The following is a 24,213-nucleotide window of genomic DNA, read 5'->3' as shown; positions in this document are numbered from 1 at the left end:
GCGGCGGATGAGCCGGGACTGGCTGAGCGCGCTCCAGCAGCTCCGCGCGACGCGGACGCCGGGCGTGCTCGTCACGATCACCGAGGTGCGCGGCCACGCCCCGCGCGCGGCCGGCGCCAAGCTCGTCGTCGCCCCGGGGGAGACCTGGGGCTCGATCGGGGGCGGCAACCTCGAGGAGACCGCCGTCCGCCGGGCGCGGGCGCTCCTCGGCGACCCGGACGCCGCCCCCGTCATCGAGCGCCACGACCTGTCCGACCGGGCGCCCGGCGAGCACGGCGTGCAGTGCTGCGGCGGCCGGGTGAGCCTGCTCTACGAGCCGGTGCCAGTCCGGCGGTCGGTCGCGATCTTCGGCATGGGCCACGTCGGCCTCGAGCTGGCCCTGCTGCTGAGCCGCCACGACCTCGAGCTCCACCTCGTCGACTCGCGGGCCGACCAGCTCGCCGACGCCCGGCTCGCGCCGCTGCTGACCGGCCCGGCCGACGTACGGGTGCACCGGGTGCCCGTGCTGCCCGAGCTCGTGGTCGCCGAGCTGCCCGCCGGCACCGACGTCCTCGTCCTCACCCACGACCACGCCGAGGACCTCGCCCTCCTCGATGCCCTGCTCCGCTCCACCGCACCGGCCTCGATCGGATTGATCGGCTCCAGCGCGAAATGGACCCGTTTCCGGGTCCGGCTCGCCGAGCTCGGACACGACGAGGCCGTGCTCGCGCGGGTACGGACACCGATCGGGGCGCCCGGCATCGCCGGCAAGGAGCCGGCCACCATCGCCCTGGCGGTGGCCGTCGCGCTCGTGGGCCGCTCGTCACACCAGGTGTGAAGCGCCCGATTCGTGGTAAAGGTTCCCGGGCCAGCCTGCTCTGGCTCCAACGCCTGTGAGTGCGCCCCGGCGCAGATGAGGACCCGCCCGATGAACCAACCCCACCCCGGTACGCCTCCGTTCGGTCAGGGAGGCCACCCGCCGCCCCCGCCCGGCCAGCCTCCGTACCAGCAGGGCTGGCCGCCGCCCCCGGCCGGCCAGCCTCCTAGGGGATCGGGGTCGAGGGGATCGGGGACGGGGCGCACGCTCGTCTGGCTGGCGGCCGGTCTGGTGCTGGTCCTGGTCGTGATCGGCGTCGTCGCCCTCGTGGTCCGCGGTGGCGACTCCGCCGACTCGGACGACAAGGCGTCCGGTGGCGCCCTGCAGGCGTCGTGCGAGGCCTATGCCGACGTGGTGTTGAACAGCGAGATCTGGGCGGCCACCGACTTCGATCCGGACAAGCTGCAGGAGATGTACGACGCCGCGCTCGCCGAGATCACCGACGTCGAGATCGAGGAGCTGGTCTCGGCGGAGGCCACCGTCGTCGTGTCGTACTACCGGGCGGTCGGCGAGTGGAAGCAGGCCATGATGGACGCGCTGGGTCGCGGGGAGACGCCGGAGACGACGCTGCCCGCCGAGCTCACGGCGCAGCAGGGCGAGGTCGGTCGCCAGCAGCGCGCCGTCATCGCGGCATGCGTAGACGTGCTGCCCCAGCGGGACGACGACGCGCCCGTCCCGCAGGTCACCGCCCCGACCCTGGAGCGCCCGAGCTGGATGGACGAGGACTGATGGCGGGACAGTACCCGTACCCCCCGCACCCGCCGGCGGGTGGCGGGCGGCGCGGATTCCCCTGGTTGGCGGTGCTCGGCTCCCTCGCCCTGGTCCTGGTGCTCGTCGTCGGCGTCACCGTGGTCCTGGTGCTGGGCAAGGACGACGCGTCGAAGGACCGGCCGAGCACGTCGGAGGCGCTGCGCGAGCGGCTCCTGGAGGGCGAGCGCGCGGAGCTGCCGACCACCGCCGAGGCCGAGGAGGCGGTCCCGGGCTACGACTACACCGCGCCGATCAGCGGCGTCGGTGTCGACGACGACCTGATCATCCCCGCGACCTACGACGCGGACGCCGAGGATCCGTGGCAGGGCGACCCCGGCAAGATCGAGGTGTACGCCGACCAGGCGCTGACCCGGCCGGTGCCGATCCTCATCCTGCCGGACCCGGCCTCCTCCGCCGCGGAACCGCACCTGGCGATCACGCCGCTGGGTCTCAAGCGGTCGCACATCACCCGGCGCGACGGCCAGGTCAAGGGCACGCTCGCCGACCTCGGCACGTACTGGAACCTCAACCCCCACGTGTACGTCGTGCAGTACCTCGAGCCCGACGGCAGCAAGCGGGCCCGGCCGCTGGTGACCCAGGTCGACTTCACCGCCGAGACGCCGGCCCCGGCGCAGATCACGTCGTCGGTGACCCCCCAGGGCGACGCCTTCCTCCAGTGGTCGCGGGTCCCGGACGCGACGGAATACCTCGTCGTCCTGCAGCAGCGCAAGGACAGCAGCCTCGACGACACGGTCCAGGTCGTCGGGCGCACGACGGACACGAACTGGTCCTCGGCCGTGACGAAGAAGTGCTTGCACTCCTGCACGCAGAACGACCTCCTGAAGCTGACCACCGTCGACGCGTCGACGATGGTCACCTCGCCCCAGCTGGTCCCCGAGAAGGTCGACGCCCGGCTCGGCGTCATCGCCGTCGTGGACCGGCAGCCGTCGGTCATGACCCCGATCGACTTCACCGGCCTGGCCGCACTGCCGGTCCGCTCCGACCGCAAGTGGGACCAGGGCGCCGACCTCGCGAACCGGGGCCTGGCGGCCCTGCCGAGCCGCTTCCTGTACGTCTCCATCGAGGGCTCGACCCGGGCGACCGGCGCCTTCGTCGACCGCGCGGAGGTACGCCGCAAGGGCAGCGACTGGGAGGTTCCGCTGCGTGGCCAGGGGACCCGGCTGGTGGACCCGGTCCTCATCCCCGCCGCCGCAGTCGACGACATCGACGCCGCGGTCGCGGCGTTCAACGAGCGAGCGCAGGGCGACTACCCGCCGGCCGGCCTGAGCGCGACGACCATCGTCGTACGCACCGACCTCCCGCAGCAGCCCAGTCCCGAGCTGCCTCCGCCCGACTACCCGGTCTTCGGCAGCAACGAGCTGACCAGGTTCATCGCCGGGCAGCTGATCGCGGGCTCCACGGCCATCGACGTCTCAGAGCTCGCCGGTCAGCCGGGACTTCCCGAACTCCAGGACGCGCTGACCGAGGCCGTCTACCAGAACCCGTACGCCCTCTCGTACTTCGACAAGTTCTCCTTCGACGGCAGCGTCGTCCACGTCGAGTCGGCGTTCACGCAGGCCGAGAAGCAGGCGCACCAGAAGGACATCGAGAATGCTGCGAAGGCGACCGTGAAGGACGTGATCAAGGACGGGATGACCGTGTCCGAGAAGGTGAGCGCCCTCAACCGCTACCTGGTGGACCAGGCCGACTACGACCACACCGCGCTCGCCTCGTCGCCGGGGAAGTACCGCTCCGACATCCCGGCGCAGTTCCGCTACGCCTGGGAGACGCACGGCATCCTCGTGGACCACAGCGGGGTGTGCATGAGCTACGCGTACGCCTTCCATGCGCTCGCGGAGGAGGCCGGGGTGGAGTCGGTCGTCGTCACGGGCGAGCTCGCCGACGGTGGCGGTCACGCCTGGAACAAGGTCAAGGTCGGCGGGAACTGGCGTGCGGTGGACGTCACCTGGAACGACCCGCGTGGTCCGTGGACCCCCTCGACGGGCACCAGATACCTGATGATCCGGGACGCTGAGTTCACCGGGAGCGCCCTGCGCTCGGAGGACGACGACTGGATGGCCGACGCGTACCTCAGCCAGTATCCCGCCCGCTGACGCCCGAGGAGGAGCCGATGAGCCACCCGACCGCCTGGCAACCGCAGCCGCGTGGTGCCTTCCAGGGCTACTGGATGGCGCCGGGCGCCGGCGGTGGGGTGCCGGTCTGGCTGGTCGTCGACGACGGCTGGCTTGCGCTGCTGGCTCCCGGCCAGAGTCCGTCCGGCTATGTGGACGTGTTCCGGGTGCCGGTTCGCCAGGCGCAGGTGTCCTCGGCGGCACAGCGGATCACCGTGACGGTCGGCGGTACGGCGTACCCGGTGCTGGCCCGTCCGCTGGGCCCGGTCGTCGGGTCGGTGCTCGGTGTCGCCGGCGCCGCGGCGGGCCTGGCCGGTGCCGATCTGGTCCGCGGCGGCAGCACCGTCGCCCGCGGCGGCAATGTCGCCGCCGACGCGGCCGCGTTCTCCCGGCAGGGCGGACCCGCCTTCCTCGCCGCGGCGCGCCGGTCGGGGGTGCGGGTGCGTCGGGTCGGCTACGGCGTGCTGCTGACGGTGGGCTTCGGCGTGGGCCTGCTGGTCGCGCTGCTGGTCACCGTCATCACCTTCGCCATCGTCCTCTGAGACCCGTGCCCACTCGACGCGGCTAGTAGGCGGTGCGGTCCTCGTGGGCCAGCCAGGCGTCGAACGGCGCCGCCGCGTCGGCGGTCGCGACCTGGGCCACCGTCATCGACCACTCCGAGCGGGGCCGGTCGAAGAGCTCGTAGAACGCCCGGTCGTCGAAGCCGCCGCGAGCGGCGTCGTCGCGGTCCGCGGCGTACACGACCCGGTCCAGCCGGGCCCACAGGGAGGCCGAGAGGCACAGCGGGCAGGGCTCGCACGACGTGTAGAGGACGCAGCCGGACAGCTCGAAGGTCGCCAGCGTCGTGCAGGCCGCGCGGATCGCCGTCACCTCGGCGTGGGCGGTCGGGTCGAGGTCGCGGGTGACGTGGTTGCGGCCCTCGGCCACGAGGACGCCGTCGCGCACGATCACCGCGCCGAACGGTCCGCCGCCGTCGGCGACGTTCGCGGTCGCCAGCTCGACCGCGCGTGCCAGCCAGGTCTCCTCGCTCATGGCGCCATTCAACAGGGCGGGGGTCAACCCTGCGAGGCCACCAGCCGGTCCATGACCCGGCGCAGCGCCTGGACGACGTGCTGCGCGGAGCGGCGGCGCAGGGTCTCCGGACGAGCGAGTACGTCGATGGTGCGGCTGGTGCTGAGCCCGTGCAGCGGGCGGAGGACGACGTCGTCGTACGGGTGGGGGGAGGTGTAGCGGGGCAGCAGGCCGACACCGGAGCCGGCCGCGACGAGGGCGGCGACGGCGCCGTAGTCGTTGACCCGGTGGATGACGTCGGCACTGCGCCGGGTGAGCGTGGCCACGGCGGTGAGGACGTCGTCGGGGGAGTAGCCGACCCGGCTGGTCACCCAGCGCTCGCCGACGACGTCGCGGGGACGCAGCCGCTCGCGGGAGGCGAGCGGGTGGCCGGCGGGCAGGGCGACGTCGAGCGGCTCGCGGGCGAGGGTGACGACGTGAAGGTCGTCGGTCGGCCAGGGCGGGCTGTGCTCCATCCGGTGGGCGAGGACGAGGTCGTACTGCGCCGTGAGCGCCGGGAAGTCACGCTGGGCGACGTCCTCGTCGGTCAGCCGGAGGTCGGGGGAGCCGGGCTGCCCCGCGCCGAGCTCGCGCAGCAGGGGCCCGAACAGCGCCTGCCCGGCGCTGTGGAAGCTGCTCAGCGTGACCGTGCCGCCCGGCGCGTCCTCGAACTGCTCGACCGCCGTGCGGGCCGCCGCCATCGCGTCGATGACGCCGGCGCCGGCCCCGGCCAGCACCCGGCCGGCGTCGGTGAGGGTGAGCACCCGCCCGTCGCGCCGGGTCAGCGGCGTCGCGAACTGTCGTTGGAGCGCGGCCAGGTGCTGGGACACCGCGGACGGGGAGACGTGCAGCGCCTCGGCGACCGCGGTGACGCTGCCGAGGGCGCCGAGCTCGCGCAGGATGGTGAGCTGGTGGACCTCCACGCCGGTCAGGTTACCGTGAAGTGATCACTTAACCGACCATGCAGGAAGTGCCCGTTGCTCTGCACGGTCATGGGGCGCTGCAATGGACCTGTGAAGGCGCTCTTCAAGGCCGAGGCGGGCCCCGGGCTCGCGCTCGTCGACCGCCCGGACCCGGTCTGCGGTCCGGCCGACGTGGTCATTCGCGTGCTCCGCACCGGCATCTGCGGCACCGACCTCCACATCCTGCGCTGGGACGACTGGGCGGCGGGCGCGGTCAGGGCGCCCCTCACACCGGGGCACGAGTTCTACGGCGAGGTGGTCGAGGTCGGCCCGCTCGTCACCGACGTCTCGGTCGGGGACCGGGTCTCCGGCGAGGGCCACATCGTGTGCGGCACCTGCCGCAACTGCCGTGCCGGACGCCGGCAGATGTGCATCCGCACCGTCGGCCTCGGCGTGCAGCGTAACGGTGCCTTCGCGCAGTACCTCAGCCTCCCGGCCAGCAACGTCTGGGTGCACCACCCCGACGTCGACCCCGACCTCGGCGCGATCTTCGACCCGCTCGGCAACGCCGTGCACACGGCACTCGCGTTCCCGCTCGTCGGCGAGGACGTGCTCGTCACCGGCTGCGGCCCGATCGGGCTGATGGCGATCGCGATCGCCCGCCACGTCGGCGCCCGGTACGTCGTCGGCACCGACGTCAGCCCCGCCCGGCTCGAGCTGGCCGAGGCGATGGGCGCGGACGCCGTCGTCGACGTCTCGACCGGGTCCGTGGCCGACGTCCAGCAGGCCCTGCACATGCGCGAGGGCTTCGACATCGGCTTCGAGATGAGTGGCGCCCCGTCGGCGCTGCCGCAGATGATCGACAACATGAACCACGGCGGCCGGATCGCCATGCTCGGCCTGCCCAGCGCGCCGTTCGCGATCGACTGGGGCAAGGTCGTCACCCACATGCTCACCCTCAAGGGGATCTACGGTCGCGAGATGTTCGAGACCTGGAACGCCATGGGCGCGATGCTGCAGTCGAGCAGCACGTTGCGTACGGCGATCGGATCGGTCATCTCCGACCGGCTGCCCGCCCGCGAGTGGCAGCGGGGATTCGAGATCGCGGCGTCCGCCGGGGTCGGCAAGGTCGTGCTGGACTGGACGGAGCTGTGATGTACGGGAACTTCAGGGACCACCTCGCCGCCGAGCTCGACGGCATCGAGCAGGCCGGGCTCACCAAGCGCGAGCGCGGCATCCGCGGCCCGCAGAAGGCCGAGATCGTCGCCGACGGCGCGGAGGTGCTCAACTTCTGCGCCAACAACTACCTCGGCCTCGCCGACGACCCGCGGCTGCTGGAGGCGGCCCGCGGCGCGCTCGACGAGTGGGGCTACGGCATGGCCAGCGTGCGCTTCATCTGCGGCACCCAGGAGCAGCACCTCGAGCTCGAGCGGCGGCTCTCCGAGTTTCTCGGCACCGAGGACACGATCCTCTACTCGTCGTGCTTCGACGCCAACGGCGGCGTCTTCGAGACGCTCTTCGGGCCGGAGGACGCGATCATCTCCGATGCTCTCAACCACGCCTCGATCATCGACGGCATCCGGCTCTCCAAGGCCCGCCGGCTGCGCTACGCCAACCGCGATCTGGCCGATCTCGAGGAGCAGCTGAAGGCCGCCGCCGACGCGCGCTTCCGGGTCGTGGTCACCGACGGCGTCTTCTCGATGGACGGCTACCTCGCGCCGCTGCGCGAGATCTGCGACCTCGCCGAGAGGTACGACGCCCTCGTGTTCGTCGACGACTCGCACGCGGTCGGGTTCATCGGAGCCGGTGGCCGCGGGACGCCCGAGCTGTGCGGCGTCGCCGACCGGGTCGACATCTACACCGGCACCTTCGGCAAGGCCCTCGGCGGCGCGTCCGGCGGGTACGTCTCCTCGCACCGCGAGATCGTCGCCCTGCTGCGGCAGCGCTCGCGCCCGTACCTCTTCTCCAACACCCTGGCCCCCTCGATCGTCGCGGGCACACTGCGGGCGCTCGACCTGGTGGAGGGCTCGGGCGAGCTGCGCGAGCGGCTGCGCGCCAACGCCGCGCTGTTCCGCGAGCTGATGGAGGCCGAGGGCTTCGAGCTGCTGCCCGGCGAGCACCCGATCGTCCCGGTGATGTTCGGCGACGCCGCGCTCACCGCCCGGGTCGCCGACGTGATGCAGGAGCACGGCGTCTACGTGACCGCGTTCAGCTTCCCGGTCGTCCCACGGGGCGCGGCCCGGATCCGGGTCCAGCTCTCCGCCGCTCACACCGAGGACCAGGTACGTCGATGCGTGGCCGCGTTCGTCGCGGGACGTCAGGCGGCTCAGGCCTGAAATCGGGCCAGGAATCGCCCTCTCCGCTTGGATCGGCAGGAAGATCTCCTGTCTAATGGGATCATGACGGACATTCTTTCTCTTGCTGACCGCAATGACCCCCGCGGCGTCGCTGTCATGGCGCAGCCGGCCTGGCGGAGTCTGAAGGATGCCATCGAGGAGATCCGCACCTGGCAGCGCGCCGACGGCTCCCTCGACCTCGAGGCCCCCGGAGCGCCCTCGCGCGCGACGGCGGTCAACGCGGTGGCCGCCGTCACGGCCGCCGTCGAGGAGCTCTCCCCGCTCCTGCCGCACGACGCGGCCTACCACCGCGCGCTGGTCGGCGACCTCCGCCGTTGGGCCGACACCGGGTTCGGCGTACCGGACTTCCTCGACTCGCTGCTGGCCTTCGAGCCGGCGCGCGAGCGCACCGACGGCCGCCAGCACCTCGTGGTGTTCCCGATGTACACCCAGAACGGCAACCCCGACCGCAACCTGGAGGCCGTGGTGCTCCGGATGGTCTGGCCCGACTGGCTCGCCGAGATCGAGGCGAGCCGCTACGACAACCCGCTGTTCTGCGGCATCACGTTCGAGGACTTCACCAGCGGCTACGACACCAACTCCGCGGTCCTCTTCCCCGAGACGGTCGCCGTGCGCGAGGTGCCCGAGCGGTTCAGCTGGGGCGCGATCTTCTGTGACCGCGAGGCGGCCCGCTTCCGCCGGGTCAGCCGGGCCGCCGTCGACCTGCTCGGCGTCGACCTGCCCGACGAGGTCCGCGGGCTGATGGACGACCAGCAGCGCAGCCAGGACGCGTTCGTGCTCTGGGACATGATCCACGACCGGACGCACAGCCACGGCGACCTGCCCTTCGACCCGTTCATGATCAAGCAGCGTCAGCCCTTCTGGATGTACGGCCTCGAGGAGCTGCGCTGCGACCTCACCGCCTTCAAGGCCGCGGTCGAGCTCCAGGCCGAGGGCGTCGCGCAGGCGACCGACGTGCAGCACGCGATCCTGCTCGACCGGATGTTCCGCTTCCCGGTAACCGGCGAGCGCAACCGCAACTACGACGGGCTCGGCGGCCAGCTGCTCTTCGCCTACCTCCACCAGCACGACGCGATCCGCTGGACCGACAACACGCTGCGGATCGACTGGGAGCGCGCCCGGGAGGCGACCGGCGCGCTCTGCACGGAGATCGAGCAGCTCTACCGCGACGGGATCGACCGGCCCAAGCTGGTGCACTGGCAGGCCGGGTACGCCCTGGTCAGCCGCTACCTCGCCCCGCACCCCGCCTCGACCTGGGCGCGCGGCGCCGAGGCACTGGACCTCACCAGGCCGCCCCGCGAGCTCGTCGACCACGTGCTCCCCGACGAGTTCCCGTTGAGTATGTTCTTCGAGGCGCTGGCGAAGAAGCTCAAGAACGTCATCGCGGAGACCCGCGGCATCCGTGCCGCAGCCTGACTGCCTGACCGAACGGAGCACATCACCCGTGGCCGATACCGCAGCACAGCGCCGGCACGACCCCGGCGCCCGCCAGTTCGCCAGTGACAACTACGCGGGCGTGCACCCCGAGGTGATGGCGGCGTTGGCGCTCGCCAACGGCGGTCACCAGGTGTCGTACGGCGAGGACGCGTACACCGAGCACCTCCAGGACCTGATGGCCGGACTCTTCGGCGCCGGCGTCGAGGCCTACCCGGTCTTCAACGGCACCGGCGCCAACGTGATCGGGCTGCAGGCGCTCACCGACCGTTGGGGCGCCGTGATCTGCGCCGAGGGCGCACACATCAACGTCGACGAGGGCGGCGCCCCGGAGCGGATGGGCGGACTCAAGCTGCACACCGTCGCGACGCCCGACGGCAAGCTCACCCCCGCGCTGGTCGACAAGCACGCGTGGGGATTCGAGGACGAGCACCGCGCCATGCCGCAGGTCGTCTCGATCACGCAGTCGACCGAGGTGGGCACGCGCTACACCCCCGACGAGGTCCGCGCCCTCGCCGAGCACGCCCACGGCCTCGGCATGCGCCTGCACATGGACGGTGCCCGGCTGGCCAACGCGGCCGCCGCGCTCGGCGTACCCGTGCGGGAGTTCACCTCCGACGCTGGTGTCGACGTGCTCTCGTTCGGCGCGACCAAGAACGGCGCCCTCGGCGGTGAGGCGGTCGTGGTCCTCGATCCCGACCGGGTCAGCCACCTCAAGCACCTGCGCAAGCTCTCGATGCAGCTCGCCAGCAAGATGCGCTTCGTCTCCGTGCAGTTCGAGGCGCTGCTCGCCGACGGACTGTGGCTGCGGCTCGCGGACCACGCCAACGCGATGGCGCAGCGGCTCGCCGCGGGCGTCCGCGAGATCGACGGCGTCGAGATCCTGTACCCCGTCGAGGCCAACGGCGTCTTCGCCCGGCTGCCCCACGACGTCAGCCGGCGGCTGATGAAGCGACACCGCTTCTACTTCTGGGACGAGGCCGCCGGCGACGTGCGCTGGATGTGCGCGTTCGACACCACGGAGGAGGACGTCGACGCGTTCCTCGCCGCGCTGCGCGAGGAGATGGGGCTCTAGCCGGGCTCAGCCCGGGAGGTCCTCGCGGCGCATCGCGAACACCCAGCGCCGGTGCGGGTGCTCGCTGACCGACCACAGGCAGCCGGTCTCGGGCCACCAGACCAGGTCCTCGGGGCCCGGCGGCGTCGCCCAGCGGTGCTCGCGGAACGCACCCGGCAGGCCGACGTACACCGAGCCCGGCCGGTGCTTGCTGCGGGAGCGTGTGAGGTAGTAGGTGCCGTCGATAGCAGCCACCCCCTGCGTCCGCGGGACGCCGCGGTCGTCGATCTCAGGGACCGACCGGCCGTCGGGGGCGCTGCGGGGCAGGCCGCCGTCCGGGTCGATCGCGAACCGCGCCATCCGGCGGGTCTGGGCGGCGGATCCGTACTCGCCGACGAGCAGGGCGGGATGCTCCTGGCTGCGGTCGAGGGTGAGGAAGGAGTAGCGCAGCCGCTCGACGCCCTCGTCGTGCCCGCCCTGCTGGCTGAACCGGATCGGGAGCACGTAGCGGTGCCCGAAGGTGCGGTACGTCGACCCGGCCGGCACCCGCAGCACGTCACCGACGTGGGCGCTGTGGATCCCGGCGCCGGTCGCCGCGACGTGCAGGAAGTCGCCGTGCCACACGATGCCGCCGGCGTGCACCTTGAGCGGGGTGAAGCCCGGCCGGCCGTCGTCGAGCGTCGGGCGCACCAGCAGCACGTGGCCGTAGCGGCGGCGGGCGAGGTCGACGGCGCTGATCCGGGAGCCGCCGGCGGTCCGGGCGTACCACGACGTCACGAGCACGTCGTGGCCGTGCTGCTCGCGGAACCCGGTCTGCGCGGAGGTGGTGATGCCCTGGGGATACCAGTTCGAGTCGCGGCGGTCGGGCGCCTCCCACGTCCACGCCTGGCTCACCTTGAGGCCCAGCAGCCGGGGGAGCGGTGCGAACGTCGGCCGCAGCCGGCGCGGCAGATCCTGCGCCATGGCCGCCATCCCGACCCGGCCGCCGCCGTCGGCGGTCAGGGCCGCGACCAGCGCGTCGATCTCGTCGCCGTTCTCGGCGGTGCGGGTCAGGTGCAGTCCGGACACGGCCGTCACGGTAGCCGAGGGAGGCAGCGGGCCTCGGTAGTCGAGGCGGAAGGTCGTGGCCGCGCGGGCCGGTTCCCCCCGGGGGAGCCATTGGTTGTCCCCACCCCGGTGTTCGGGTTTCTCTTGTCCACAGGCGGGTTTGCGACGCTTTGAAGTGTCGTGGGTGGGTGGGAGGATCCGGTCATGGATCTCGGAACCCGACCCCGTTCGACAGCCTCGCTGCTGTCGCGGCTGGGTGCTGGGATCGAGGCCCGCGACCGGCTCCTCGTGGAGGAGTGGGCCGGCATCGTCGAGTGGGCGAGCGACCACGTGATCGCCGGTCCTGAGGGGGTCGCGACGATCACCGAGGGCTATCTCGATACCGGGGTCCCGATCGCCGGGCCGGTGCGCCGTTGGTGTCGGAGTTCGGGTTGATGGAGCTGGTCGCGGTGCTGGGCCGGTCTCCGGATGGTGGGAAGGCGTATGTCGGGCGGGTCATCGAGTGCGCATGGCGGCTCCCCCACGTCTACGCCGCCGTCACCGCGGGTCGGTTGGCGCCGTGGCGGGCCGAGCGGATCGCCGACCTCACCCACGCTCTCAATGCGGAGGCGGCGGGGTTCGTGGACCGACAGCTCTGGGACGCCTCCGGGGTCGGGTGGGCCCAACTCGAACGACTCGTGACGGAGGCGGTGCTCCGGTTCGACCCGGAGAAGGCGGAAGCAGAGCGTCAGGCCGCCGCAGACGGTCGTCGGTTCGACATCGGGGAGGTCGACGAGCACGGGCTGGTCCACCTCGACGCGCTCCTGGATGCCGCCGACGGCCACGACCTCGACCTCGCGGTCGCCCGCCGCGCGGAGGTCCTGGGCCGGCTCGGTGACGACTCCTCCCTGGACGTGCGACGGTCGAAGGCCGCGGCCGAGCTGGCCCGCGACGACCTCGCCCTGGACCTGCTGATCCCCGACCCCGACACCGGAGAGATCGTCGCCACCAGCCCGGGCCGCAAGGTCGTCCTCAACGTGCACATCACCGACACCACGCTGACCGGGGACAACCCGTTCGGGAACCCGGTGGGTCGGTGGGAGGAGGGCCGCTGCCCGGTCTCGTCGGCGCAGATCCGTGAGTGGCTGCGGACCAAGGACACGACCGTGATCGTGCGGCCGGTGATCGATCTGGCCGAGCATGTCCCGGTCGGGTCGTACGAGATCCCCGACCGGCACCGCGCCCGGGTGGTCCTGCGGGACCAGACCTGTCGGTTCCCGCACTGCACCCGCCCCGCCACGCGTTGCGATGTCGACCATGCCCGCCCTTACGGCGAGGGCGGGCCGACGTGTCCGTGCAACGAGGTCGCGTTGTGTAGGCGGCACCATCGTGCGAAGACCCACTCCACCTGGCGCTACGACATCGTGATGCCGGCGACCTATGTGTGGACCAGCCCGACCGGCCACCGGTTCCGGGTCGACCACCGCGGCACCCACCCCATCCGGACCTCCTCGCCGCCCGACGAGTAGCCACCCCGCCCCGCACCCCGCCAGAGAACAGGTCCTGGTGGGGCGATCGGCGCGTCCGGATCTGGGAGGATGGGCGCCATGCGGGGCATCTTCTTCGACGAGGACGACGCGCGGGCGGCCGCGCTGGTGCTGGTGCGCGGCGGCTTCTCGGCCGAGGTGCTCCGCGAGCGTCTCGCGGGGGAGGACGACGACGAGGACCACCCGTGGGCGGTCGTCACCGACGCCCCCGAGATCCAGCTCGAGATGCTCGTCGAGACCTACGACGGGTGGCTGGACCACGACGACGACGACCCCGCGGCGTCCGAGCCGCCCACCAAGGCCGGGTTCGCGCTGCCGCTCCCGGACGCGCCGAAGCGGATCAAGCGCCCGGAGTGACGCTCAGCGGGGGCAGGCGGTCGGGCCGCCGGCTCCGAGGTAGCTCTTCGTCGCGGTGATCCGGTCGGCGAAGGGCACGTCGACATGAACAGCCGCATCCTCCACCCCGATGGTCACGGGGTGGCCGGAGAGCTCCTCCTCGAGCTGCGAGGCATCCGCCTGCGCGCTCTCCGCGGACTCGAAGAGACGCAGTGTCCGGGCCGGTTGGTCGGAGCGGAGGAACAGCCCGGCGGACCGACCCTCCGGGACGCGGCCGGCGCGGGTGCATGGGCCGGCCACACCGAAGAGCGCGTACTCGAGTCCGGCCGGTTCGGTATGGGCGAGCAGCTCGTCGAAGGTGCCCGCGCTCGCGAGCGAGTCGGCCTTGCCGTCGATGACGTCGAGCACCGCGTCGGCCTCGAGCCCGATCAGGATGAGATGCTCGTCGGGAACCAGCGTGAGGTGGCCCAGTTCCATGGGATAGCGGCCCCCGTAGGTGTTCTGGTCGTCCACCGCGCCGAAGTCGGGCTCGAACACCGGTCGCTCGTCCGGGCCGGACCGCTTCAGTCCAGCGTCCTCGAGGTCGTCGGCCACGGCGTCGAGATCGAGATCCTCGGACATCCGCCAGATGTGGGCGTCCCTGGCCGAGAGGCCTATCCCGCCTCCGTCGGGGCCGCCGAGCGCCTCCCATTCGACGTCGAGCTCACTGAAGGCGGCCTGGCGCATGGCGGTCGACCGCACACCCACCGCCAGGCGGTATCCCTCGGCCCAGAAGGCGTCGGCCCAGCGCGTGGTGTCGGCCTCGGACGCGCCGGTCTCGATGTCTCCCAGGTCGAGACGGTCGGCGACGGCTGCCCGGTCGGTGAAGACCACGGCCCGGCTGTCGGCCGGCAGGTAGCTCAGCGCATGTTCGATGCGAGGTCCCGGGGGTCCGTCGGGGCGTGCCTGCTCCGCACCGTCGTCGCCGGAGCAGCCGGTCAGGGTGAGAGCCAGGAGGGCGGCCGCGGTGGCAGCCATCCGTCCGAGAGAGGGAGCCATGGAACGCGATCATGCCCCGCTCGGAGTCCCCGCGCAGCCGAACGGACCCTCGCGATGAGCGACGACCTGGCCGTGGGCCAGGTGCCTGCGGATCCGCGTGGGCCCCCTCATTACGCTCGTCCTCATGACCGCAACTGCCGCCCACCGGCTGCTCCTCGTGCACGCCCACCCCGACGACGAGTCGATCGGCCAGGGCGCCACGATGGCGAAGTACGTCGCGGAGGGCCGGGGGGTCACGCTCGTCACCTGCACGGCGGGGGAGATGGGCGAGGTCCTGGTGCCCGAGCTGGAGCACCTCGCCGCCGACAAGGAGGACCGGCTCGGGGAGCACCGCCGCGGCGAGCTGGACGCCGCGATGAAGGCGCTCGGCGTCACGGACCACCGGTTCCTCGGCGGCTTCGGCACCTACCGCGACTCCGGCATGAAGTGGCACGAGGACGGCCACGCGATCGCGGGCGACACCATCCACGAGAACGCCTTCTGGCACGCCGACCTGACCGAGGCCGCCACGCACCTGGTCGCGGTCATCCGCGAGGTGCGTCCGCAGGTGCTCGTGACCTACGACGAGTTCGGCGGCTACGGCCACCCGGACCACATCCAGGCCCACCGGGTCGCGATGTACGCCGCCCAGCTGGCCGCGGCGCCGTCGTACCGGCGCGACCTGGGGGAGGCCTGGGAGATCGCCAAGATCTACTGGGGCGCCATCTCCGAGAGCCGGATCCGCGAGGGCCTGCGCCGCATCCGCGAGGCGGGCGACACCACGACCTTCGAGGGGATGGACCCCGACGGCGACCTGCCGCCGATGTTCCGCCCCGACGCCGACATCTCCTGCGAGGTCGACGCGAGCGCCCACGTCGAGCAGAAGCTGGACGCGCTGCGCGCGCACGCCACCCAGATCACGACCGACGGCCCGTTCTTCGCGCTCTCGAACAACCAGGGCGCGCAGGCGTTCGGGCGTGAGCAGTACCGGCTGGTCAAGGGCGCCTCGGGCCCGCTCGACCCCGAGACCGGCTGGGAGACCGACCTCTTCGCCGGCGTACCGGAGCGGTGAGCGCGGGTCCGGTGCGCGCGCTGGTCGCGTTCGCCTGCCTGCTCCTCGGCGCCGGCGTCGGGCTGGCGACGGTCCTGCTCCACGGCTACGGCTGGGGGCTCGGCCTCGGGATCGCCGCGACGGCCGCCACCCTGGTGGCCCTGCCGGGCGGCTGGTGGCGGCGGCTCGCGTTCGCGCTGGGGTGGACGGCGGTGCTCGGCGTGGCGACGGTCCAGCGCCCGGAGGGCGACTACCTGGTGTCCAGCGACGCCTCGGGCTACCTGCTGCTGGCGACCGGCGTCGTCGTCCTCGCCGCGGGCTTCGTGGGGCTGGTGCCGCGCTCCGGCTCCGCCGCGCGCGCGGCTGCGAATGCGGACGGGTGAGCGACCCCTCCTTAGGATGGCGCGTGTGACCTTCTGGGAGTCTGACACGGGTGGGGACCCGGGCGGCAAGGCCGAGCGCCCCGGCGGCAGGATCGTCGTCGTCGTCATCGTGCTGCTCGTGCTGCTCGCCGGAGGCGGGTACGTCGCCGCCCACGCCGTCGCGGGCGACAAGGTGCCGACCGGCACGACCATCTCCGGGGTGAAGGTCGGCGGGCTCACCCGCGACGCCGCGGTCGAGAAGCTCGAGCGGGCCTTCGGGCCCCGGGCCGAGACCCCGATCACCGTCAGCGTCGGCCACCAGGGACAGACCGGCAAGGCCAACGACGCGAAGGTCGAGCCGGGCGACATCGGCCTCGCCATCGACTACGCCGCGTCGGTCGACGCGGCCGGCGCGGGCGACTCGTGGAGCCCGGCACGCCAGTGGGACTACTTCACCGGTGGCGAGGACGTCGACGCCGTCGTGGACGTCGACGAGCAGCTGCTCGACGAGAAGCTCGCCGAGCTCTCCGAGGGCCTCGGCACCCCGCCCCAGGACGGCACGGTTACCTTCACCGCCGACGGCGTGCAGACCACCCAGCCGCAGGCCGGGCAGGCGGTCGACCGCGAGCAGGCCCGCGCCGCCATCACCGAGGCCTTCCTCTCGGGCGAGACCGCCGTCGAGCTCGAGGTCGCGCCGGCCCAGCCGGAGATCGACGCCGCCGACGTCGCGGAGGCGCTCGACGCCTTCGCGAACCCGGCGATGGCGAACGCCGTGAGCCTCCAGTTCGGCGAGAACGACATCAAGCTGGCGCCGCGCAGGTTCGCGCCGGTGCTCTCGATGAAGCCCGAGAACGGCGAGCTCGTCCCGGTCGTCGACGAGGCAGCGCTCGCGGAGCTCGTGAAGGGCGCGACCGCCAGCGGGCAGCCGGTCGACGCGACGGTGAAGCTGAACAAGAAGGGCAAGCCGAAGGTCGTCCCGGCCAAGCCGGGGGTCAGCTTCGACCCCGGCGAGGCCGCCCAGGTCTTCCTCGGGCTGCTGACCGCCCCCGAGGGCTCGCGCAGCGGTCCGGTCACCGCGCAGGTCGTCGATGCGGAGTTCACGACCCAGGACGCCGAGAACCTCAAGGTCGTCGAGAAGGTGTCGGAGTTCTCGACCTACTACCCGCACGCCGACTACCGCAATATCAACATCGGCCGGGCCGCCGAGCTGATCGACGGCACGCTGCTCAAGCCCGGCGAGGAGTTCTCGCTCAACGGCATCGTCGGCGAGCGCACCGCCGCGAACGGCTTCACCGAGGGCTACATCATCAGCAACGGCATCCTGCGCAAGGACCTCGGCGGCGGCGTCTCGCAGATGGCCACCACCGCCTTCAACGCGATGTTCTTCGCGGGCCTCAAGGACATCCAGCACAAGCCGCACTCGTTCTACATCGACCGCTACCCGGTCGGTCGCGAGGCCACGGTCGCCTGGCCGACGGTCGACCTGCGCTTCCAGAACGACACGGAGTACGGCGTGCTCGTGCGGGCCTGGGTGGTCCCGAGCACCTGGTCGCGCCAGGGCAAGGTGACCGTGCAGATGTGGTCCACCAAGATCTGGGACATCGACTCGACGACGTCCAACCGTTACGCGCAGGTGCCACCGGCCACCCGCACGCTGACCACCCCCGACTGCGAGCCGCACACGGGCTGGTCCGGGTTCCAGGTGGACGTCACCCGGATCTTCCGCAAGAAGGGCGAGTCGGCCGTCGACCACACGGAGAAGTTCCACACCGTCTACACCCCGTCGGACACCGTGAAGTGCGAGCAGCCGAAGCCGCCGCCCGCGGGGAACCCCGACCCGGGCGACGGCTGATCGGAGGCGCTCCGGCCGCTCGACGTACCAAGCACTTGCTTGGTAGTGTCCGAGCCATGACCCCCGTGATCGAAGGCTGGTTCACCACGGGAGCCGAGCCCCGCCTGCTCGCCTCCCGGTGCACCCGGTGCAGCAACGTGGTGTTCCCGCCGGTGCCGTCGGCCGCCGGCGCCGCCGCCTTCTACTGCAGCAACCCCGCCTGCGACGGCCAGGAGCACGACAGCGTCGAGCTGTCGCGGCGTGGCCGGGTGTGGTCCTACACGGACGCGCAGTACCAGCCGCCGGCGCCGTACCTCCCGGCCTCCGACCCGTTCCAGCCCTTCGCGCTGGCGGCGGTCGAGCTGCCCGAGGGGCTCGTCGTGCTCGGCCAGGTCGCCGACGGCTTCGGGGTGGGCGACCTGAGGGTCGGCGCCGAGGTCGAGCTGGTCGTCGAGACGCTCAACGTGGACGAGACCGGGGAGCGCACCATCTACCGCTGGAAGCCGGTCGCCGCACAGGAGGCGACGGCATGAGCGTCGTGATCGCGGGTGCGGGCATGCACCCCTGGGGCAAGTGGGGCCGCGATTTCCGGGAGTACGGCGTGCATGCCGCCCGCGAGGCCCTCGCGGACTCCGGGATCGCCTGGGCCGACGTCGACCTCGTCGTCGGCGGCGAGACGGTCCGCAACGGGTACGCCGGCTATGTGGCCGGCTCCACCTTCGCCCAGGCCCTGGGCTGGAACGGCGCCCGGATCGCGACGTCGTACGCCGCCTGCGCCACCGGCGCCCAGGCCATCGACACCGCCCGGGCCCGGATCCTCGCCGGCATGAGCGAGGTCGCGCTGGTGGTCGGCGCCGACACCACGCCCAAGGGCTTCCTCGCCCCGAACGCCGGCGAGCGCTGGAACGACCCCGACTGGCTGCGGTTCCGGCTGCTCGGCATGACCAACCCGGCCTACTTCGCGCTCTACGCCCGCCGCCGGATGGACCTCTACGGCGCGACCTCGGAGGACTTCGCGCAGGTCAAGGTCAAGAACGCCCGCCACGGCCTGGCGAACCCCTACGCGCGCTTCCGCAAGGAGTCGTCCGTCGCGGAGGTGCTGGCGTCGCCGATGGTCTCCGACCCGCTGCACCTGCTCGACATCTGCGCCACCTCCGACGGTGCGGCCGCGGTCGTGCTGACCAGCGCCGACTACGCGAAGCGGCACGGCATCGCCGCGCCCGTGACGGTAGCCGCGGTCTCGACGATCACGCCGACCTTCCCCAATACCGTCATCGACATGCCGCTGCTGTCCACCGACTCGTCGGCGGTGACCGGCGTGCCCGAGCGGACGTTCAAGGAGGCGATCGGCCAGGCGGCGTACGAGGAGGCGGGCATCGACCCCGCCGACGTCGACGTCGCCGAGGTCTACGACCTCTCGACCGCCCTCGAGCTGGACTGGATCGAGGACCTGCAGCTGTGCAAGCGCGGCGAGGCCGAGGCCCTGCTCCGCGCCGGGGACACCAGCCTCGGCGGCCGGATCCCGGTCAACCCGTCCGGCGGGCTGGCCTGCTTCGGCGAGGCCGTGCCCGCCCAGGCGATCGCCCAGGTCTGCGAGCTCACCTGGCAGCTCCAGGGCCGGGCCGAGGGCCGCCAGGTCGAGGGCGCGAAGGTCGGCATCACCGCCAACCAGGGCCTGTTCGGCCACGGGTCGTCGGTGATCCTGTCGGTCTGAGCTCGGTCCTCAGGCCGGCGGAAGGATCTCCCAGACCACGTGCTCGCCGGAGAGGCCCTTCAGCTCCACGGCGTCGCGTTCGACGAGGGTCAGGGCGGCGTCGTCGCCGAGGGCCTCGCGGACGGCGTCGCTGACGAGGATCTCGCCCCCGTGGGCCAGACTCGCGACCCGGGCGGCCATGGCGACATTGCGACCGAAGTAGTCGCCGTCGCGGGCGACGACCTGGCCGGTGTGGACGCCGATCCGGACCAGGATCGGGCCGTAGCGGCGCAGCGTCACGTCGCGCCGCAGGTCGCGCTGGATGCCGAGCGCGGCCCGGCAGGCGGCCTCCGCATCGCGGAAGGCGACCATGAAGCCGTCGCCGGCGGTCTTCACGACCTGGCCCCGGTACCTCTCGATCCGCCCACGCAGCACACGGTCGTGGGCCGCCAGCACCCGCACCCAGGTCGCGTCGCCCAGCCGGTCGTTGAGCGGCGTCGAGTCCTCGATGTCGGAGAAGAACAGCGTGACCGTACCGTCGGAGGCGGCCATGTTGAGGATGTCGGCGCGCTCGTCGTCGCTCGCCCAGCTCTGCAGGTCCTCGACCGTGCTCTGGATCAGGCCGCCGATGCCGTGGGAGCGGACCTTCGACGCCGTCCGGATCACCCGGCGTACGGCGCGCTCGGCCGAGTTGGCCGGCGGCGGGGGACGCAGCGCGGCGTCGAGGTCCGACTCGAGCTGGGCGACGTGCGCCTGGGTGTCGGCGAGCTGCCGCTGCAGCCGGCCCCGGTCGCGGGCGAAGGCCAGGACCAGGCCGAGCAGGACGGCCAGCAGCACGCACAGGATCCCGACGACGATCGCCACGATCGAAGACTAGGGCCCGCGGGGGTCTTGCGGGTCGCAGTAGCGTGAGACGGTGACCACCCCGGCTCCGACGACTCCGACGACCGCACCGACGCCCGCACCCGCGATCAGCACTCTCGGCGAGCTGCGCGCCTCCGGCCACCAGCACCGGCACCTGCGGACCGAGCTGCGCGACAACCTGCTCGCCCGGCTGGCCGCGGGCGAGGACCCGTGGCCCGGCCTGCACGGCTTCGAGGACACCGTCATCCCGCAGCTGGAGCGGGCGATCATCGCCGGGCACGACGTCGTCCTGCTCGGCGAGCGCGGCCAGGGCAAGACCCGCCTCCTGCGCACCCTGGTCGGCCTGCTCGACGAGTGGACGCCGGTGATCTCCGGCTCCGAGCTCGGCGAGCACCCCTTCGACCCGGTCACCGTGACGTCGAAGGCGGCCGTGGCGTCGTACGGCGACGACCTGCGGATCTCCTGGCGCCACCGCGAGGAGCGGTACGCCGAGAAGCTGGCCACGCCCGACACCAGCGTCGCCGACCTGATCGGCGACGTCGACCCGATGAAGGTGGCCGAGGGTCGCTCGCTAGGCGACCCGGAGACCATCCACTTCGGCCTGATCCCCCGCTCGCACCGAGGGATCGTCGCGATCAACGAGCTGCCCGACCTCGCCGAGCGGATCCAGGTCGCGATGCTCAACGTGATGGAGGAGCGCGACATCCAGATCCGCGGCTACGTCCTGCGGCTGCCGCTCGACGTGTTCGTCGTGGCGTCGGCCAACCCGGAGGACTACACCAACCGCGGCCGGATCATCACCCCGCTCAAGGACCGCTTCGGCGCCGAGATCCGGACCCACTATCCGAAGGCCCTCGAGGCCGAGATCGCCGTCGTCCGGCAGGAGGCGGACCTGCTGCCCGACCGGGTCGACGTCCCCGACTTCCTCGTCGAGATCCTGGCCCGCTTCACCCGCAACCTGCGCGACTCCAGTGCCGTCGACCAGCGCTCCGGAGTCTCGGCCCGCTTCGCCATCGCCGGTGCCGAGACCATCGCCGCCGCGGCCCTGCGCCGCGCCACGATCCAGGGGGAGGACCGCGCGGTCGCCCGGGTCGTCGACCTGGAGACGGCCGTCGACGTGCTGGGCGGCAAGATCGAGTTCGAGTCCGGGGAGGAGGGGCGCGAGGACGAGATCCTCACCCACCTGCTGCGCACCGCGACCGCCGAGACGGTCCGTGAGCGCTTCCGCGGCCTCGACTTCGCGCTGCTCGTCGACGCGATCGAGGGGGGCGCGTCCGTCGTCACCGGCGGCCAGGTGACCGCGCGCGACGTGCTGTCCGGCCTGCCGGTGCTCGGCGAGTCCGACCTCTACGACCAGGTCTGCGAGCGGGTCTGTCCCTCGATTCCGGGGGTGGCCGGCGGCGGCCGCACCGACGGCGAGCGGGCCGCCGCGATCGAGCTCGCGCTCGAGGGGCTGTTCCTGGCCCGCAAGATCGGCAAGGACTCCGACGGCGTGGAGACCGTCTATGGCTGATCCCTCCCCGTTCGGCGCGTGGGCCACGTCCGGCACCCTTCGCAGAGAGGAGGGCGAGGGTGTCGTGCTCCCGCACGCCTGGACGGAGGAGGGCGTGCTCGCCGGACCCGCGACGAACGGCGCGCAGGTGCTCCACCTCGCGGTGGCGCTGTGCGTGCTCAACGACACCTACCGCGAGGCCCGGCGCCTCGACGTACCCGTGCACGGGGTCGCGGTCACCGCCGACGGCGGCTTCGACGACGTGTGGACCTCGACCGGGATCAGCTACGACATCGTGCTCGACACGACGGCACCCTCGGAGAGCGTGCAGCTGCTGCTCGAGGTGGTCGACGAGGTCGCCGAGATCCCGCGCGTGCTGCGCGCCGGCGCCGATGTACGAAGGAGTGAGTCATGAGCCGCTACCGCCGGTACGACGGCGGCGACCCGCTCGCCCCGCCGGTCGACATCGCCGAGGCTCTCGACGCCATCGGCGAGGACGTGATGGCCGGCTACAGCCCCGAGCGCGCGATGCAGGAGTTCCTGCGTCGCGGCGGGCAGGACCAGGCCGGCCTCGACGACCTCGCCCGCCGGGTGGCCGAGCGCCGCCGCGAGCTGCTGCAGCGGCACCATCTCGACGGCACCCTCCAGGAGGTCCGCGAGCTGCTGGAGAAGGCGGTCCTCGAGGAGCGCAAGCAGCTGGCCCGTGACGCGATGATGGACGACGGCGACCGCGCGTTCCGTGAGATGCGGCTGCAGAACCTTCCGGACTCGCCGGCGGCGGCGGTCACCGAGCTCGGCGACTACGACTGGCAGTCCCGCGAGGCGCAGGAGGCCTTCGAGCAGATCAAGGACCTGCTCGGCCGCGAGCTCCTTGACCAGCGCTTCGCCGGGATGAAGCAGGCCCTGGAGAACGCCACCGACGAGGATCGCCAGGCGATCTCGGAGATGCTCGCGGACCTCAACGACCTGCTGGAGAAGCACGCGGCCGCCGCGGACACCCCGCAGGACTTCGAGGAGTTCATGGCCAAGCACGGCCAGCACTTCCCCGAGAACCCCCAGAACGTGGACGAGCTCATCGACGCGATGGCGCAGCGATCCGCGGCCGCGCAGCGGATGCTCAACTCGATGAGCCCCGAGCAGCGCCGCGAGCTGATGGAGCTCTCCGCCCAGGCCTTCGGCTCGCCCCAGCTGATGGAGCAGCTCGGCCGTCTCGACGAGAACCTGATGTCCCTGCGCCCCGGCGAGGACTGGGACGGCGCGGAGCAGTTCGGCGGAGGAGAGGGGCAGGCCACGGGGTTGGGCCTGGGCGACGGCACCGGCGTCCTCCAGGACCTCGCCGACCTCGACGCGCTGGCCGACCAGCTCGCGCAGTCCTACGGCGGCGCCAGACTGGATGATGTCGACCTCGACAAGCTCGCCCGCCAGCTCGGCAACGAGGCCGCCGTCGACGCCCGCAAGCTGCAGGAGCTGGAGAAGGCGCTGCGCGAGTCCGGCGCGATGGAGCGCGGCTTCGACGGCGAGCTGCGGCTCACCCCCAAGGCGATGCGCCAGCTCGGCAAGGCGCTGCTGCGCGACGTCGCCCAGCGGATGTCGGGTCGCCAGGGCCAGCGCGACCTGCGCCAGGCCGGCGCCGCCGGCGACCTGTCCGGCGCGACCCGGCCGTGGGAGTTCGGCGACACCGAGCCGTGGGACCTGCCGCGGACCATGCTCAACGGCGTACTCCGCCGCGCGGGGGAGCCCGGCGGGCCGCTGTTGTCGATCGACGACGTCGAGGTCGCCGAGACGGAGGCGCGGACCCAGGCGGCCGTCGCGCTCTGCGTCGACACGTCCTTCTCGATGGCGATGGACGGTCGCTGGGTGCCGATGAAGCAGACCGCGCTGGCGCTGCACACTCTCATCGGCTCCCGGTTCCGCGGCGACAGCCTGGAGCTGATCGGCTTCGGCCGGCATGCCCAGACCATGCGGATCGAGGAGCTGACGGCGCTCGACGCCCGCTGGGCCAAGGGCACCAACCTCCACCACGCGCTGCTGCTCGCCAACCGCCACTTCCGCAAGCACCCCAACGCCCAGCCGGTGCTGCTCATCGTGACCGACGGCGAGCCGACCTCCCACCTGGAGTCCAGCGGCGAGGTCGCCTTCTCCTACCCGCCGCACCCGATGACGATCGCCCTCGCCGTCCGCGAGCTCGACAACGCCCGGCGCCTCGGGGCGCAGACGACCTTCTTCCGGCTCGGTGAGGACCCCGGGCTGGCACGGTTCGTCGAGTCGATGGCGCGCCGGGTGGACGGGTCGGTCATCGCCCCCGAGGCCGGTGACCTCGGTGCGGCCGTGGTCGGGTCCTATCTCGGGTCCCGCGGAGGCGGGGCCGGCGGGCCGGGCGGGTCCGGGCCGGGGACGTACGGCGACTGGTTCGGTTCGCGCGGCTTCTGGGTCGGCTGAGAGGCCCTTCCTGAGCGGGG

At 72.4% G+C, this 24,213-nt stretch carries 24 protein-coding genes; 19 read left to right on the top strand and 5 right to left on the bottom strand.

All coding sequences use genetic code 11. The features are described from left to right. Nucleotides 1-7: 7 nt before the first annotated feature. The 4 genes from xdhC (at nucleotide 8) to RB608_RS26990 (ending at nucleotide 4,280) form a co-directional block, all read left to right on the top strand. Nucleotides 8-817: a xanthine dehydrogenase accessory protein XdhC gene (gene xdhC, locus RB608_RS27005; protein ID WP_308091197.1), complete on the top strand. Its 810-nt coding sequence runs from the start codon at nucleotides 8-10 to the stop codon at nucleotides 815-817. A 90-nt stretch (nucleotides 818-907) separates the two neighbouring features. Further along, nucleotides 908-1,585 carry a hypothetical protein gene (locus RB608_RS27000; protein ID WP_308091196.1) on the top strand — a complete coding sequence of 226 codons (678 nt, stop codon included), beginning with the start codon at nucleotides 908-910 and terminating at the stop codon, nucleotides 1,583-1,585. Continuing rightward, nucleotides 1,585-3,720 (top strand): transglutaminase domain-containing protein, encoded by a 2,136-nt coding sequence (locus RB608_RS26995; RefSeq protein ID WP_308091195.1) that lies wholly within the window; start codon nucleotides 1,585-1,587, stop codon nucleotides 3,718-3,720. Before RB608_RS27000 ends, RB608_RS26995 begins: the two co-directional genes overlap by 1 nt. 17 nt (nucleotides 3,721-3,737) lie before the next feature. Continuing rightward, complete coding sequence (locus RB608_RS26990) at nucleotides 3,738-4,280, top strand: hypothetical protein (protein WP_308091194.1); 543 nt, start codon at nucleotides 3,738-3,740, stop codon at nucleotides 4,278-4,280. Nucleotides 4,281-4,302: 22 nt separating this feature from the next. Here the strand turns inward: RB608_RS26990 and RB608_RS26985 are convergent, their stop codons facing one another. Both RB608_RS26985 and RB608_RS26980 read right to left on the bottom strand, forming a co-directional pair. Beyond that, nucleotides 4,303-4,770: a nucleoside deaminase gene (locus RB608_RS26985; RefSeq protein WP_308091193.1), complete on the bottom strand. Its 468-nt coding sequence runs from the start codon at nucleotides 4,768-4,770 to the stop codon at nucleotides 4,303-4,305. Between the two features lie 23 nt (nucleotides 4,771-4,793). Continuing rightward, nucleotides 4,794-5,711: a LysR family transcriptional regulator gene (locus RB608_RS26980; protein WP_308091192.1), complete on the bottom strand. Its 918-nt coding sequence runs from the start codon at nucleotides 5,709-5,711 to the stop codon at nucleotides 4,794-4,796. 90 nt (nucleotides 5,712-5,801) lie between these two features. Between RB608_RS26980 and tdh the strand changes: the two genes are divergently transcribed. The 4 genes from tdh (at nucleotide 5,802) to RB608_RS26960 (ending at nucleotide 10,556) form a co-directional block, all read left to right on the top strand. Further along, nucleotides 5,802-6,845, top strand: coding sequence for an L-threonine 3-dehydrogenase (gene tdh / locus RB608_RS26975; RefSeq protein ID WP_308091191.1), 1,044 nt, complete (start codon nucleotides 5,802-5,804; stop codon nucleotides 6,843-6,845). Then, nucleotides 6,845-8,026 (top strand): glycine C-acetyltransferase, encoded by a 1,182-nt coding sequence (locus tag RB608_RS26970; protein WP_308091190.1) that lies wholly within the window; start codon nucleotides 6,845-6,847, stop codon nucleotides 8,024-8,026. The genes tdh and RB608_RS26970 overlap by 1 nt, the downstream gene beginning before the upstream one ends. 63 nt (nucleotides 8,027-8,089) lie before the next feature. Further along, nucleotides 8,090-9,463: a DUF6421 family protein gene (locus RB608_RS26965; RefSeq protein ID WP_308091189.1), complete on the top strand. Its 1,374-nt coding sequence runs from the start codon at nucleotides 8,090-8,092 to the stop codon at nucleotides 9,461-9,463. Nucleotides 9,464-9,491: 28 nt separating this feature from the next. Next, nucleotides 9,492-10,556 carry a low specificity L-threonine aldolase gene (locus RB608_RS26960; protein ID WP_308091188.1) on the top strand — a complete coding sequence of 355 codons (1,065 nt, stop codon included), beginning with the start codon at nucleotides 9,492-9,494 and terminating at the stop codon, nucleotides 10,554-10,556. Nucleotides 10,557-10,562: 6 nt separating this feature from the next. On the opposite strand, the gene RB608_RS26955 is transcribed toward RB608_RS26960, so the two are convergent. Continuing rightward, a complete protein-coding gene (locus RB608_RS26955; RefSeq protein WP_308091187.1) occupies nucleotides 10,563-11,603 on the bottom strand; it encodes a hypothetical protein in 1,041 nt (346 codons plus the stop codon). A 183-nt stretch (nucleotides 11,604-11,786) separates the two neighbouring features. Between RB608_RS26955 and RB608_RS26950 the strand changes: the two genes are divergently transcribed. From RB608_RS26950 to RB608_RS26940, 3 genes are all read left to right on the top strand, one after another. After that, nucleotides 11,787-12,017: a hypothetical protein gene (locus RB608_RS26950; RefSeq protein WP_308091186.1), complete on the top strand. Its 231-nt coding sequence runs from the start codon at nucleotides 11,787-11,789 to the stop codon at nucleotides 12,015-12,017. Next, nucleotides 12,017-13,090, top strand: a complete 1,074-nt coding sequence (locus RB608_RS26945; RefSeq protein ID WP_308091185.1) for a DUF222 domain-containing protein — start codon at nucleotides 12,017-12,019, stop codon at nucleotides 13,088-13,090. The genes RB608_RS26950 and RB608_RS26945 overlap by 1 nt, the downstream gene beginning before the upstream one ends. A 78-nt stretch (nucleotides 13,091-13,168) precedes the next feature. Beyond that, entirely contained in the window at nucleotides 13,169-13,465 is a 297-nt protein-coding gene (locus RB608_RS26940; protein WP_308091184.1) for a hypothetical protein, read from the top strand. Nucleotides 13,466-13,468: 3 nt separating this feature from the next. On the opposite strand, the gene RB608_RS26935 is transcribed toward RB608_RS26940, so the two are convergent. Then, entirely contained in the window at nucleotides 13,469-14,482 is a 1,014-nt protein-coding gene (locus tag RB608_RS26935; protein ID WP_308091183.1) for a hypothetical protein, read from the bottom strand. 124 nt (nucleotides 14,483-14,606) lie between these two features. Between RB608_RS26935 and mshB the strand changes: the two genes are divergently transcribed. Genes mshB through RB608_RS26910 form a run of 5 tightly spaced genes read left to right on the top strand, consistent with a single transcriptional unit; the run spans nucleotide 14,607 to nucleotide 19,419 of the window. Continuing rightward, nucleotides 14,607-15,533: an N-acetyl-1-D-myo-inositol-2-amino-2-deoxy-alpha-D-glucopyranoside deacetylase gene (gene mshB, locus RB608_RS26930; protein WP_308091182.1), complete on the top strand. Its 927-nt coding sequence runs from the start codon at nucleotides 14,607-14,609 to the stop codon at nucleotides 15,531-15,533. Further along, nucleotides 15,530-15,895 (top strand): hypothetical protein, encoded by a 366-nt coding sequence (locus RB608_RS26925; RefSeq protein ID WP_308091181.1) that lies wholly within the window; start codon nucleotides 15,530-15,532, stop codon nucleotides 15,893-15,895. Before mshB ends, RB608_RS26925 begins: the two co-directional genes overlap by 4 nt. 25 nt (nucleotides 15,896-15,920) lie before the next feature. Continuing rightward, the gene (locus tag RB608_RS26920; protein ID WP_308091180.1) at nucleotides 15,921-17,726 is read left to right on the top strand and encodes a VanW family protein; all 1,806 of its coding nucleotides are present in this window, start codon (nucleotides 15,921-15,923) and stop codon (nucleotides 17,724-17,726) included. Between the two features lie 56 nt (nucleotides 17,727-17,782). After that, nucleotides 17,783-18,238 carry an OB-fold domain-containing protein gene (locus tag RB608_RS26915; RefSeq protein ID WP_308091179.1) on the top strand — a complete coding sequence of 152 codons (456 nt, stop codon included), beginning with the start codon at nucleotides 17,783-17,785 and terminating at the stop codon, nucleotides 18,236-18,238. Continuing rightward, a complete protein-coding gene (locus tag RB608_RS26910; protein ID WP_308091178.1) occupies nucleotides 18,235-19,419 on the top strand; it encodes a lipid-transfer protein in 1,185 nt (394 codons plus the stop codon). Before RB608_RS26915 ends, RB608_RS26910 begins: the two co-directional genes overlap by 4 nt. Before the next feature lie 9 nt (nucleotides 19,420-19,428). On the opposite strand, the gene RB608_RS26905 is transcribed toward RB608_RS26910, so the two are convergent. Next, nucleotides 19,429-20,262, bottom strand: a complete 834-nt coding sequence (locus RB608_RS26905) for an adenylate/guanylate cyclase domain-containing protein (RefSeq protein WP_308091177.1) — start codon at nucleotides 20,260-20,262, stop codon at nucleotides 19,429-19,431. Nucleotides 20,263-20,314: 52 nt separating this feature from the next. Here RB608_RS26905 and RB608_RS26900 point away from each other — a divergent pair, with 52 nt between their 5' ends. The 3 genes from RB608_RS26900 to RB608_RS26890 are packed head-to-tail and all read left to right on the top strand — an operon-like array spanning nucleotide 20,315 to nucleotide 24,193. After that, nucleotides 20,315-21,775 carry a magnesium chelatase gene (locus RB608_RS26900; protein ID WP_308091176.1) on the top strand — a complete coding sequence of 487 codons (1,461 nt, stop codon included), beginning with the start codon at nucleotides 20,315-20,317 and terminating at the stop codon, nucleotides 21,773-21,775. Further along, on the top strand, nucleotides 21,768-22,169 hold the full coding sequence (locus tag RB608_RS26895; protein ID WP_308091175.1) for an OsmC family peroxiredoxin: 402 nt from the start codon (nucleotides 21,768-21,770) through the stop codon (nucleotides 22,167-22,169). The genes RB608_RS26900 and RB608_RS26895 overlap by 8 nt, the downstream gene beginning before the upstream one ends. After that, on the top strand, nucleotides 22,166-24,193 hold the full coding sequence (locus RB608_RS26890) for a VWA domain-containing protein (RefSeq protein WP_308091174.1): 2,028 nt from the start codon (nucleotides 22,166-22,168) through the stop codon (nucleotides 24,191-24,193). The genes RB608_RS26895 and RB608_RS26890 overlap by 4 nt, the downstream gene beginning before the upstream one ends. The last annotated feature ends 20 nt before the right edge of the window (nucleotides 24,194-24,213 follow it).

The organism is Nocardioides sp. LHD-245 (assembly GCF_030929495.1).
Lineage (GTDB): Bacteria > Actinomycetota > Actinomycetes > Propionibacteriales > Nocardioidaceae > Nocardioides.
Note: the sequence above shows the minus strand (reverse complement) of the source record. Positions and strands in the feature narration are given on the sequence as shown.